This is a genomic window from Asticcacaulis sp., assembly GCF_035497195.1.
Lineage (GTDB): Bacteria > Pseudomonadota > Alphaproteobacteria > Caulobacterales > Caulobacteraceae > Asticcacaulis.
Genome location: NZ_DATJDZ010000017.1, coordinates 109,473 through 120,697, shown reverse-complemented (window position 1 = coordinate 120,697; position 11,225 = coordinate 109,473). Strand labels below are relative to the sequence as shown.

Genomic DNA, 11,225 nt, shown 5'->3' with positions numbered 1-11,225 from the left:
TCAGAAGCGGTCGTCATGAAGGAATTGCGCGTAATCTTCTGGACTCATGACCAACCTATTGATCTGATTGCAGATGTCATAAGCATTATCTTGTGAAATTGTTTTCTTATTGTGCGATTTGAAAACACTTAGCTTTTTGGCCCAACCCGTATTGTTCTTTTTCAGGATAAGCGTCGTATTCTTTTTGGTGCCTATGTCGAAAGTTCGATACATATTGGCGAACGTTTTTTTGGTCATGGGCGCAGCGCCCGCCCGTTTTTCCAATGCGTGATAAATATCATAGGCTTCGGTCGCTTTGTACCGGCCTGACCGCCACAACGAATCGATGGTCCGGTTTTGCCAGAAACACTCCCAAGATGTGAATGGCAAGTCTGTCAGGCGGCAAGCCATGGATAGGCGCGCCTTAAATCTGGAAAGCGTAGTTTTGTCGCTGGCTACGATCCTGATATATTTGCTGGTACAGGTGACATACGCCGTGCCATTGGGAATAAGCATTAGCTGATCATCTCGACATCGACATGATGACGAGCCTTGACCATATCGTAGCGGGCAGGGGTTTTCAGCGGTGGCATGTCGATCATGCGCTGCACGGCTAGGGCGGCGCGCGGGATAAGCGCCGGATCGACCGTCACTTCGTACTGATGGAAACGCAGGCTGTCATAAATCCCTTGCAGGGTGATGCGCTTCATGTGTGGACACAGGTTGCACGGGCGCAGGAACTCGACACCCGGCGCATCGGCGGTGACATTATCGGCCATCGAGCATTCGGTGATCAGCACCACCTGCTTCGGCCGGTTCCTGGTTACGTAGTCGCTCATGGCCGTGGTCGAGCCGGTGAAGTCCGAGGCGGCGATGACGTCCGGCGGGCATTCCGGATGCGCCAGAACCACAGCGCCCGGATGGGCGGCGCGGACATCGGCGATATCCTGCGCGTCGAAGCGCTCGTGCACCTCGCAGGCGCCAGCCCAGGCGATGATCTTGATGTGCGTCTGGCGGGCGACGTTCTTGGCCAGGAACTGGTCCGGCAGCATGATGACCGTATCGACGCCCCATTCGGCGGCGATGTGCTCAACCACCTGCACGGCATTGGCCGAGGTGCAGCAGATGTCGGTCTCGGCCTTCACATCGGCCGTGGTGTTGACATAGGTGACGACCGGCAGGCCGGGATAGCGTTGCTTGATCAGGCGCACCTGCTCGCCGGTGATGCTTGAGGCCAGCGAACAACCGGCGCGCAGATCGGGGATCAGCACGGTCTTCTGCGGGGCCAGGATCTTGGAGGTTTCGGCCATGAAGTGGACGCCGCCCTGGACGATGATGTCGGCGGAGGACTTCGCGGCTTCGCGGGCCAGGCCCAGGCTGTCGCCAACATAATCGCCGACGCCATGAAAGATATCCGGCGTCATGTAGTTATGCGCCAGGATGACGGCGTTCATTTCCGTCTTTAGCGCGTTGATGGCGTGGATGAGCGGGGCTTGAAGTTGCCATTCCAGCGGCGACAGCTTGCCCTTGAGACGGGCATAGATGTCCGCTGTCTCGGCTTCGATCGCCGGGGTGAACTCAAGTAGGGCAGCCGTGTCGGCCATTTGTCTCTCTCCAAACACTTATGCTCATTTTCAGCATAAGGTCTGTATAAAATAATCCGATGGTCGCGCATTGCAACTGGATTTGCGGTAACAAACTATCACGTTTTATGACAGTAACCCGCAACGCAAGTCGCGCTAGACCTGGCATGAAAAGGCAGGCAGAGAAAATATTCGACTGGACCAAACTCCCTCATTGTATCTTTATGGCGGTATTCTCATATGTGGTCCATCACACTTGAGCACGCGCAATTTATCCGAAAAGTGCTGTACACTTTATCGGATTGCGCTTTAGAACCCCCATCTGAGGAGAGATATCATGAGCGAATCCGGCGTCGATAACAGCAAAAAGGTAGGCCTGGCGCTGTCCAAGGTCTTGGCGGACACCTTTACGGTGTACCAGAAAACCCACGGCTATCACTGGAACGTGGTCGGCCCGAATTTCCGTGGTCTGCATCTGCTGTTGGAAGAGCAGTATAACGAAATCTGGACATCGATCGATGAAATCGCCGAACGCATCCGCGCCCTCGGCCAGACCGCGCCGATGGGCAACGGGGCGCTCGGCAACCTGACCGCGATCAAGGACGGCGACCCGACGGCCTCTTCGCAAGACATGCTGAAGGACCTGGCCGCTGACCACGCCACGGTCGTCGCCACGCTGAAAGCGGCGGTAAAGGCGTCGGAGGACGCCGGCGATGTTTCGACCGCCGATCTTTGCACCTCCCGCCTGACCGCCCATGAAAAGCACCTGTGGATGATCCGGGCGACCTTGCAGGCTTAAGCCTGACGCTTATTAAGCCGCTCGTCTGTTCCCAGACGGGCGGCTTTTTGCTATGGGGCGCCTATGGTTTTTATCACGCCCCAGATTTCCGTCCCTGATGACGAACTGCATGAGACTTTCGTGCGCGCTTCCGGCGCCGGTGGCCAGAATGTCAACAAAGTCTCGACCGCAGTTGAGTTGCGCTTCTCGATTTTTGAGAACCTGACTATTCCCTATGATGTCAAGCAGCGCCTGATCAAGCTGGGTGGCCGGCGCGTCAACAATGAAGGCGTGCTGGTGCTGTTTATCCAGACCCACCGCACGCAGGAAATGAACCGCAAGGCGGCCGAGGCGCGCTTTGTCGAACTGGTGCAGAAGGCCGCCGTTCCGCCGCCGCCGCCGCGAATCGCCACCAAGCCAACACGGGGGGCGGTCAAGCGTCGTCTGGTCGGCAAGGCGATCCGCTCGACGGTAAAATACAACCGCAAACGCCCGGATGGTGAAGATGAGTTATAAGATTCGCGCGAGTACGCCTGATGACGAAGCCGGCATCCATGCGGTTTATCGCGCGGCAGCCCATCAGGGCGGTGGCCTGTTGCGGCGTGAAGATGAGATCACGCAAGACTATATCAGGCATAATCTCGAAAACAGCCTGCGTATCGGCATATCGTTGGTGGCGGAAACCGAAGACGGCCGTATCCTCGGTGAAATACACGCCTGGCCATCGGAAACCCGCCAACTCGGTCATTGCCTGACCAATACGACTTTGGCCGTCGATCCGGCGGCGCAACGGCGCGGTGTCGGGCGGGGACTGTTCGAGCACCTGATCGATACCGCCAAAGCCAACCCGAAGTTCCGTATCATCGAGCTTTACTGCCGCGAGGATAACCAGCGCGCGCTCGATCTTTACCAGTCGCTGGGCTTTGTCTTCGAAGGCCGGCTAAAAGGCCGCGTCTGGCAGGACCACGGCAAGCTCTATCTCGACGACCTGCTTATGGCCTTGCATTTAACAGCGGACGCGTAAGCAGGCGCTGGCGCAGGATCAGCCAGCCGGCGGTATAGGCGATGATCAGGGCCGCCAGAACAAAAAAGCGTATGTCGGTGTGGTAAATTCGATCAACGAACCTGGCACCGACGCCGACCAGGCTGGAGAACAGGCACAGACCCCAGATACGCACCGCCAGCCGCCAGTGCGATCCGTCGTGGCGTTGCAGCCATATCTGGTAAAGATGCTCCTTGTGCGGCGTAAAGACGTTGGCGTGTTTGCGCGCCCGCGTAATCAGGGTCAGCACGACATCGACCAGCAGAGGCGCCAGCAGGAAGCCGCCGAACCACACCGAACCAACACCATAGGCCTTGACCACAAGTGTGGCGCCGCCGATCAGCGCGCCGGCGAACATCGATCCGGCGTCGCCCTGGAAGGCCTTGGCCTTTTGCGGAGTGCCGGGTGGCAGATTGAACGGCGCAAAGCCGATATGTGCGCCAGCGACGCAGACGCAGATCAGCAGGATTACGCCGAGATAGGCGCCGAAAAAGCTCAAGGGCGCCATCAACAGGATCAGGCCGGCGAAGACCAGCATGGCGATGGTCTGGGCGCCGATCGCCAGGCCATTCGAGCCATCCATGAAATTGATGGTGTTGAGTGTCAGGATCAGCCAGGCGGCGCTGCCGAGCAAACCGATGAACGGGTGCACGGTCACGATCAGGCCAGGCCCGAAATCGAGCACGGTGACCCGATAGAACCAGGCGAAGATCAGGCACAGGCTGATCTGAAAACCGAGCCGCCACAGGGCTGGCAGGTCAACGACATCATCTATAGCGCCCGAAATCCCCATCAGGCTGGCGAAGCCGAACAGGATCAGTCCGTCGCGCCAGCTTCCGGGGATGGCAGCGCCGTAAAAACAGATGACCAGACCGATAATCAACGCCGATGCCGCCATGATGGCCAGGCCGCCGCTGGTGGGCGTGGGGTCTGAATGGGAGCCGCGCTCACGCGGATTATCAACCGGCCCGCCCTTGATAACCAGCAGGCTGAGCAATGCGCTGACAAGCGCCGAGGCAGCCAGGGCGCCAAGAAGCAATCCCGGCGGAATCAGCCACGTTATCTGCCAGAAACCCGTCATTTAGCCATTGCTTGCCTTGTTTTCGGAAAGAGGGCAAGCGCAAGTTTATGCTGGCGCGGCATTACGCGCATCCGGCGCATTTTCTCGAATTGAGGGACTTGCGATTCTGCCCTTGCCCTTCTTATATGTGGAGCGTATACATTTTATATATGAATCGTATAGGGCGTCCCAATGGGCATTGTGAATATAGATGGCGATTTGCACGATCAGGTGCGTAAGGCGAGCACTGTCTCGTGTCGTTCTATCAATGCGCAGGCTGAATACTGGATCAAGATCGGCATGTTATGTGAGACCAATCCGGCGCTCAGCTTCACCGAGATCATCCGGCGCGAGATGTGTTCCGCGGGCGTTTCCGCTCACCCCGTGGCGGTGAATGAAGCATGACAAAAACGCCCCGGGAAGTGGCGTTGATGGCCGAATCCGGCCGGCTGCTGGCGTCCGTATTCGGACTGCTGGACCGGACCCCGCTCGCGGGTCTGTCGACCCTTCAGATTGATGAAATAGTCGAGCGCTTCATTGTTGATGATCTTAAGGCCAGGCCCGCCAGCAAGGGCCAGTATGGTTATGGCTTTGTATTGAATGCCTCGATCAACGATGTGGTCTGTCACGGCGTTCCCTCTCTATCGGATGTGCTTCGGGACGGCGATATCGTTAATCTCGACATCACGCTTGAGAAGAACGGCTATATCGCCGATTCCAGCAAAACCTATCTCGTAGGTGAGGTTAATCCGGCGGCCAGGCGGCTGGTCCAGACCACCTACGACGCCATGTGGCTGGGCATCCGGGCGGTGCGTCCAGGCGCGCGGTTGGGCGACATCGGCTGGGCGATCGAACGACATGCCAGGCGAAATGGTTATTCCGTCGTGCGTGAATATTGCGGCCACGGCATCGGGAGGGAGATGCACGAAGACCCGCAGGTCCTGCACTTCGGCAAGCCGGGAACGGGCCTGCCCCTGCGTGAAGGCATGGTGTTCACGATCGAGCCGATGCTCAATCGCGGCCGGCGGAATGTAAGGACGGAGCCTGACGGCTGGACGGTCGTAACGAAAGACGGGTCGCTTTCCGCCCAGTTCGAGCATACAGTCGCCGTTACAGCTTCCGGCGTATCGGTGCTGACCTTGCGTCCTGATGAAGTGGACAGGACAAAGGTCGCCGCTTGATCGATCGCTAAAACGCCAAAGAAAAAGGCGCGGCCAATGAGACTGGCCGCGCCTTCATTTTGTTCGTTTAACCCGGCTTATTTCAGGCTGGCGCAGAAACGTTGAATCCGCGAGCAGGCCTCGGTCAGGACCGCTTCCGAGGTGGCGTAGGAAATGCGGAAGAACGGCGACAGTCCGAAAGCGGCGCCGTGAACCACGGCCACTTCCTCGGTTTGCAGCAGTTCACCGGCGAACTCTTCGTCATTGGTGATGACCTTGCCCGAAGGCGCGGTCTTGCCGATGCAGCCGGCGATCGACGGATAGACGTAAAACGCGCCTTCAGGGTTCGGGCAGGTGATGCCTTTGGCATTGTTCAGCATGGCGACGACGAGATCACGGCGCTTCTGGAAGGCCGCCGCGCGCGGGGCGATGAAGTCCTGCGTGCCGTTCAGCGCTTCCACGGCCGCCCACTGGGCGATCGAGCAGGCATTCGAGGTCGACTGCGAGATGATCTTGGACATCGCCTTGATCAGCGGCTCAGGTCCGGCGCAGTAGCCGATGCGCCAGCCGGTCATCGAATAGGCCTTCGACACGCCGTTCATGGTCAGCGTGCGATCGTAAAGCTCCGGCACGACCTGGGCGATGGTGGCGTATTCCATGCCGTCGAACAAAAGGTGCTCGTACATGTCGTCGGTCAGAATCCACACCTGCGGATGGCGCTTCAAGACTTCGCCCAACGCCTTGAGGTCGGCGGCGGTATAGACCGCGCCGGTCGGGTTGGACGGCGAGTTGAGGATCAGCCACTTGGTCTTGGGCGTGATGGCGGCTTCCAGGGTTTCCGGCGTCAGCTTGAAGCCGGTTTCCATGCCGGCCACGGCGAAGACGGGCGTGCCGCCGGCCAGCAGGACCATGTCGGGGTAGGAGACCCAGTAGGGGGCCGGCACGATCACTTCATCGCCGGCGTTCACCGAGGCCATGAAGGCGTTGTAGATGACCGGCTTGCCGCCAGGTGACACGGAAACCTGCGTGGTCTTGTAGTCCAGGCCGTTTTCGCGCTTGAACTTCGCGACGATGGCCGCCTTCAGTTCGGGGATGCCGTCAACGTCGGTATAGCGGGTTTCGCCGCGTTTGATCGCCTTGATGGCGGCGTCGCAGATATTTTCCGGCGTGTCGAAGTCGGGTTCGCCGGCGCCCAGCGAAATGACCTTCTTGCCCTGACGGACCAGTTCACGCGCCTTGGCGGTGACGGCCAGGGTGGGGGAGGGTTTGATGCGCTTGAGGGTGTCGGATTCGGAAAAATCGGCCATAGGGTGCTCACAGGTGGAATGCGGTTTTCAGGAGAAGAACCGAGGGGAAAATGCAGGCCTCTCTTTACGCGCCCAAGTTCATTTGTCCAACTGTCATCATCCGGAATTTTGCGAATTTTGCTTTGATTTTTGCTGGCTGTGGGCATTTGGCCGCCGAACCGGTTTCAACTGTTTCCAAAAACGCAAATTTGCAGCTTATTTACTTGCCCGAAGCATCGCTTTGAAGACATACAGCGAGCCATGCACACCCGATTACAGCATTTATGGCGACGCGCCACAGGCCTCTTCCTGCATATGGACGCCAAGGCCGTGCGCGCCCTGTGGGGCAGCGTGGTCTTGCTGGGCCTGGTCGTGGCGGTGTTCCTGATCGGCAAATCGGCCTGGGGGCAGGATATCCTCAAAGGCCTCGAACTGTGGATGGAGCAGTATCGCCATTCGCCGATGGCCGTGGTGATCGTCATCGTCGTCTTCTGTGTGTCGGCTCTTTTCGGTGCGCCGCAGTTTGTGCTGATCGCCGCCTGCGTGGTGGCCTTCGGGCCGTGGTGGGGCGGATTCTATAGCTGGGTCGCCACGGTGCTCTCGGCGGTCATGACCTTTTATATGGGGCGGTTCGCCGGCGCGGGCGTCATGAAACGGCTCGGCGGCAATCATGTCGGCCGGTTGAGCGAATATATCGGCCGCAATGCGTTTTCGGCCTCGTTCATCATTCGCAATATCCCGTCGGCGCCGTTCATCGTCGTCAATATGGCGTTCGGCACCTCGCGCGCGCCCTTCCTGCCATTTATTGCCGGTTGCGCGCTCGGCACTCTCCCGAAAACCGCCCTGGTCGCCATGTTCGGGTCTTCCTTCGCGTCGGTGAAGGGGGGCAACTGGAAGATGGCGCTTTTGATGGCAGCTATCGCCGTGGCCTGGCTCGGCCTGATGCTGGTCGCTCGCAAGGTTTACGAGGCGGCCCAGAACCGGCCGCAAGCTCCGGAATGAAATTGCTTTGAACTACTGACAATCCCAAGTGTCCGCGCAACCTGAGCGCAATTATTCCAAGGCCTTCGGGCCTTGGCAAGGGCGCCCGCCCGCCCGAGCTGATGCGAGGCAAGCCATGCGGCGCCTGAGCTTCACTTAAAGATGACATTTTATGTGATCGGGCGGCTGTTTCGCTGCTGGTTATCTATTGAAAACAGATGGTTAACTATTTCGCTTGTAGGGTGAAACTATCTTTTTTTTCAAGCCCCTTGAAATATGATTCCAATAAGGGCAAGTGAGGTCATTCCGGGCGTGAAAACCTGTTGATTCAAGGTAATTTGGCCTTGCTCCACAGCCGATTGCACGGATTGCCCCCAAAATGCCTTCCTTAGACCTTACGGGGTACGCCCCACTGTAAAAACCGGCCTCGCCAAGCGCCAACTTCAAGAACCAAGGTAGTTTATCTCAATGCTCAAGTCCTTCTTCGGCGGATTTTCCAACGACATCGCCATCGACCTTGGTACGGCCAATACGCTGATCTATATGAAGGGCCGGGGCATCGTCCTGAATGAGCCGTCCGTTGTGGCGCTGCGCAATGTCGGCGGCCGCAAGCTGGTTCACGCGGTGGGGATCGAAGCCAAGCAGATGCTGGGGCGCACGCCGGGCCATATGGAGGCCATCCGCCCGATGCGTGATGGCGTAATCGCCGACTTTGAAGTCGCCGAGGAAATGATCAAGTATTTCATCCGCAAGGTGCACAACCGCAAGGGTTTCGTGAACCCCAAGGTCATCGTCTGCGTGCCGTCGGGCGCCACCGCCGTCGAGCGCCGCGCCATCAATGACTCCTGCCTGAACGCCTCGGCGCGCCGCGTCGGCCTGCTCGATGAGCCTATGGCCGCGGCTATCGGCGCGGGTCTGCCGATCCACGAACCGACCGGCTCGATGGTCGTCGATATCGGCGGGGGCACCACGGAAGTGGCGGTGCTTTCGCTGTCGGGTATCGTCTATTCCAAGTCGGTCCGCGTCGGCGGTGACAAGATGGACGAAGCCATCACCAACTTCATGCGCCGCAACCACAACCTGCTCATCGGCGAAACCACCGCCGAGCGCATCAAGAAGGACATCGGCACCGCCCGCGTCCCGCACGATGGCGAAGGCCTGGCGATCGACGTCAAGGGCCGCGACCTGATGCAGGGCGTGCCGCGCGAAGTGCGTATCTCGGAGCGCCAGGCGGCGGAAGCCCTGGCCGAGCCGGTGGCGCAAATCATCGACGCCGTGAAGGTGGCGCTGGAAGCCACGCCGCCCGAACTGGCCGCCGATATCGCCGACAAGGGCATCATGCTCACCGGCGGCGGCGCCTTGTTGCGCGGCCTCGACATCGAAATCCGCGACCAGACCGGCCTGCCGGTTTCGGTGGCCGAAGACCCGCTGTCCTGCGTCGCCATCGGCTGCGGACGCGTGCTTGAGCATCCGCGCTGGATGAAGGGCATTCTCGACGCAACCATGTCGTAATCGAACAGCGATCATACTTAAGTACACTGGCTCTCCGGCACTAAGGATTTATGTAGCGTGGCCTACGGGGACAAGAACGGACACTTCGAGCATCTGAAACTGCCCATGACCTGGGCGGTGATGGGGGTGGTCGCGCTGGTCTGCGTCACGGCGGCCCTGTTGTTCCTGGGGGATCGCCGCGAGGAGGTCGACTCCTCCGGCTACGCCAACCGCGCCGGCTTCGATACCGTGGCCGGCTTCCCCGACAAGGTGCTGGCCTATCCGGTCCACAAGATCGGTGACGGCACTAACTGGTTCGACGATTATTTCTTCGCCATCCGCGAAAACCGCAAGCTCAAGATGAAGGTCGCCGAGCTGACGCAGTACCGCGACCTGTATATCGAAGAAAAAGACATCAATACCCGCTACGAAAAGCTGCTCAACCTGCGCACCGAGCCGCCGGTTGAAATGGTGACGGCGCGCTCGGTCGCCGTTTCGCGCGGGCCTTTCGCCAATAATCGCCTGATCGATGCCGGCTCATCGAAAAAGATCGCCTTTGGTAATCCGGTCATCACCGACCAGGGCCTTGTCGGGCGCATTGTGGGCGTATCGTCCGATGTCAGCCGGGTGCTGATGGTGACCGACGTGACCAGCCATGTGCCGGTGATGATCCTGCGTTCCGACGCCCGCGCCATGATGAGCGGTGACGGCGGCGGCTATCCCAAGCTCGATTTCGTGCGTGGCAAGGACAGCGTAAAGGCCGGTGACCAGATCCTGTCGTCGGGCGATGGCGGCATCTTCCCGCGTGGCCTGCCGGTGGGCGAAGCGGTCAAGGGGGTCGATAATGTCTGGCGCGTCCGGCTCTATTCCAACCGCTCGGCGATCGATTTCGTCAAGGTGTTGCTGTTCAAGGATTTCTCGCAACTTCCCAACCGCGATACGATCCTGCGTACGCCGCCGGTCAGCGATGTGCTGCCGCCGCCCGCCCTGCCGGCGGTGCAGCCGGCGGCTTCATCGGCTGCCGCTGATAGCGCCTCGGTATCTTCCGCGGCTGTCGTGCCCCCAAAACCGGTCACCACCCCTGCGGTGACGAAACCCAGGCCGAACCCTGTGGCGTCAAGCTCGGCTGCATCAAGTTCTGCCTCCAGGCCGGTTACGCCCAAACCTGTCGCATCTGCATCTTCATCCGCCGCTGCGCCGATAGTGCCCGAACTGAAGCCCTACGTGCCGCCGGCGACGCCGGTGACCGAACCATCGGGGCAAAACTGATGAAAATGCCGGGGATGCTCGGTCTGAAAAAGCGCGGCTTCGGCGGCACGGTGATCAATCGTGGCGTCCGCGCCAGCATGGCGTCCAAGATCATCACACCGTGGGACTGGATTCTGGCGCCGGCCCTGATGAGCGTGGCCCTGACCATTGTCCTGGCCACTGCCTTTCAGCCCTTCGGTTTCTACCTGCCAGAACCGGTATCGCCGTTTATCCTGGCCTTTGCCTGGCCATTGATCCGGCCATCCTACATCGCGCCATTGGTTTTGGGGGCGCTGGGTTTTTTCCTTGATTTTTTCTGGGGCGCGCCGCTTGGCTTCTGGACGTTCAGCCTGGTGCTGGTCTACGGCGGGCTGGCTCTGGTGCGGACCTACCTGATCGGTCAGGAGTGGATTGTGCTGTTCGGCCTTTTCCTGTTGACCGAACTGGTGTTTTTCGGCCTGTGCGTTCTGCTGACCTTTATCGATACCGGCGCTGTGGCCCGTCTGTGGGGCGTGGTCGAACAGGCCTTCGCCACCACCTTGATGTTCCCGTTCGTATTGATGCTGCTTGAAAAGTACGTCCATACCGACGTCCGGTTTATGTGAGGGCGGTGAAAA

13 protein-coding genes are annotated in these 11,225 nt (G+C 59.4%); 9 read left to right on the top strand and 4 right to left on the bottom strand.

The features are described 5' to 3' along the window. Both VL130_RS09450 and nadA read right to left on the bottom strand, forming a co-directional pair. A complete protein-coding gene (locus tag VL130_RS09450; protein ID WP_325362613.1) occupies positions 1 to 495 on the bottom strand; it encodes a hypothetical protein in 495 nt (164 codons plus the stop codon). Beyond that, positions 495 to 1,583, bottom strand: a complete 1,089-nt coding sequence (nadA, locus tag VL130_RS09445) for a quinolinate synthase NadA (RefSeq protein ID WP_325362611.1) — start codon at positions 1,581 to 1,583, stop codon at positions 495 to 497. The genes VL130_RS09450 and nadA overlap by 1 nt, the downstream gene beginning before the upstream one ends. A 316-nt stretch (positions 1,584 to 1,899) precedes the next feature. On the opposite strand from nadA, the gene VL130_RS09440 reads away from it, so the two are divergent. From VL130_RS09440 to VL130_RS09430, 3 genes are all read left to right on the top strand, one after another. Continuing rightward, the gene (locus tag VL130_RS09440) at positions 1,900 to 2,361 is read left to right on the top strand and encodes a DNA starvation/stationary phase protection protein (protein ID WP_325362610.1); all 462 of its coding nucleotides are present in this window, start codon (positions 1,900 to 1,902) and stop codon (positions 2,359 to 2,361) included. Between the two features lie 63 nt (positions 2,362 to 2,424). Next, positions 2,425 to 2,856 carry an alternative ribosome rescue aminoacyl-tRNA hydrolase ArfB gene (arfB, locus tag VL130_RS09435; RefSeq protein ID WP_325362609.1) on the top strand — a complete coding sequence of 144 codons (432 nt, stop codon included), beginning with the start codon at positions 2,425 to 2,427 and terminating at the stop codon, positions 2,854 to 2,856. Beyond that, positions 2,846 to 3,364: an N-acetyltransferase gene (locus VL130_RS09430; RefSeq protein WP_325362608.1), complete on the top strand. Its 519-nt coding sequence runs from the start codon at positions 2,846 to 2,848 to the stop codon at positions 3,362 to 3,364. The genes arfB and VL130_RS09430 overlap by 11 nt, the downstream gene beginning before the upstream one ends. Here the strand turns inward: VL130_RS09430 and VL130_RS09425 are convergent. Then, positions 3,333 to 4,463, bottom strand: coding sequence for a glycosyl transferase family 4 family protein (locus VL130_RS09425; RefSeq protein WP_325362606.1), 1,131 nt, complete (start codon positions 4,461 to 4,463; stop codon positions 3,333 to 3,335). The two genes, VL130_RS09430 and VL130_RS09425, sit on opposite strands and share 32 nt — an antisense overlap. A 171-nt stretch (positions 4,464 to 4,634) precedes the next feature. Between VL130_RS09425 and VL130_RS09420 the strand changes: the two genes are divergently transcribed. Together VL130_RS09420 and map are read left to right on the top strand one after the other, a co-directional pair. Beyond that, positions 4,635 to 4,847 (top strand): ParD-like family protein, encoded by a 213-nt coding sequence (locus tag VL130_RS09420; protein WP_325362605.1) that lies wholly within the window; start codon positions 4,635 to 4,637, stop codon positions 4,845 to 4,847. Then, a complete protein-coding gene (gene map / locus VL130_RS09415; RefSeq protein WP_325362604.1) occupies positions 4,844 to 5,623 on the top strand; it encodes a type I methionyl aminopeptidase in 780 nt (259 codons plus the stop codon). The genes VL130_RS09420 and map overlap by 4 nt, the downstream gene beginning before the upstream one ends. Positions 5,624 to 5,700: 77 nt before the next feature. On the opposite strand, the gene VL130_RS09410 is transcribed toward map, so the two are convergent. Next, the gene (locus tag VL130_RS09410; RefSeq protein WP_325362603.1) at positions 5,701 to 6,909 is read right to left on the bottom strand and encodes a pyridoxal phosphate-dependent aminotransferase; all 1,209 of its coding nucleotides are present in this window, start codon (positions 6,907 to 6,909) and stop codon (positions 5,701 to 5,703) included. Between the two features lie 240 nt (positions 6,910 to 7,149). Here VL130_RS09410 and VL130_RS09405 point away from each other — a divergent pair, with 240 nt between their 5' ends. The 4 genes from VL130_RS09405 (at position 7,150) to VL130_RS09390 (ending at position 11,213) form a co-directional block, all read left to right on the top strand. Beyond that, complete coding sequence (locus VL130_RS09405) at positions 7,150 to 7,890, top strand: TVP38/TMEM64 family protein (RefSeq protein WP_325362602.1); 741 nt, start codon at positions 7,150 to 7,152, stop codon at positions 7,888 to 7,890. A 447-nt stretch (positions 7,891 to 8,337) separates the two neighbouring features. Then, positions 8,338 to 9,381: a rod shape-determining protein gene (locus VL130_RS09400; protein ID WP_090644799.1), complete on the top strand. Its 1,044-nt coding sequence runs from the start codon at positions 8,338 to 8,340 to the stop codon at positions 9,379 to 9,381. 57 nt (positions 9,382 to 9,438) lie between these two features. Continuing rightward, positions 9,439 to 10,629 (top strand): rod shape-determining protein MreC, encoded by a 1,191-nt coding sequence (mreC, locus tag VL130_RS09395; protein WP_325362601.1) that lies wholly within the window; start codon positions 9,439 to 9,441, stop codon positions 10,627 to 10,629. Next, the gene (locus VL130_RS09390; RefSeq protein ID WP_325362600.1) at positions 10,629 to 11,213 is read left to right on the top strand and encodes a hypothetical protein; all 585 of its coding nucleotides are present in this window, start codon (positions 10,629 to 10,631) and stop codon (positions 11,211 to 11,213) included. The genes mreC and VL130_RS09390 overlap by 1 nt, the downstream gene beginning before the upstream one ends. Positions 11,214 to 11,225: the final 12 nt, after the last annotated feature.

Bases quoted from the DNA above. Each gene is read 5' to 3' on its own strand.
- VL130_RS09450 (WP_325362613.1), bottom strand. From the start codon at position 495: ATGCTTATTCCCAATGGCACGGCGTATGTCACCTGTACCAGCAAATAT.
- nadA (WP_325362611.1), bottom strand. From the start codon at position 1,583: ATGGCCGACACGGCTGCCCTACTTGAGTTCACCCCGGCGATCGAAGCC.
- VL130_RS09440 (WP_325362610.1), top strand. From the start codon at position 1,900: ATGAGCGAATCCGGCGTCGATAACAGCAAAAAGGTAGGCCTGGCGCTG.
- arfB (WP_325362609.1), top strand. From the start codon at position 2,425: ATGGTTTTTATCACGCCCCAGATTTCCGTCCCTGATGACGAACTGCAT.
- VL130_RS09430 (WP_325362608.1), top strand. From the start codon at position 2,846: ATGAGTTATAAGATTCGCGCGAGTACGCCTGATGACGAAGCCGGCATC.
- VL130_RS09425 (WP_325362606.1), bottom strand. From the start codon at position 4,463: ATGACGGGTTTCTGGCAGATAACGTGGCTGATTCCGCCGGGATTGCTT.
- VL130_RS09420 (WP_325362605.1), top strand. From the start codon at position 4,635: ATGGGCATTGTGAATATAGATGGCGATTTGCACGATCAGGTGCGTAAG.
- map (WP_325362604.1), top strand. From the start codon at position 4,844: ATGACAAAAACGCCCCGGGAAGTGGCGTTGATGGCCGAATCCGGCCGG.
- VL130_RS09410 (WP_325362603.1), bottom strand. From the start codon at position 6,909: ATGGCCGATTTTTCCGAATCCGACACCCTCAAGCGCATCAAACCCTCC.
- VL130_RS09405 (WP_325362602.1), top strand. From the start codon at position 7,150: ATGCACACCCGATTACAGCATTTATGGCGACGCGCCACAGGCCTCTTC.
- VL130_RS09400 (WP_090644799.1), top strand. From the start codon at position 8,338: ATGCTCAAGTCCTTCTTCGGCGGATTTTCCAACGACATCGCCATCGAC.
- VL130_RS09390 (WP_325362600.1), top strand. From the start codon at position 10,629: ATGAAAATGCCGGGGATGCTCGGTCTGAAAAAGCGCGGCTTCGGCGGC.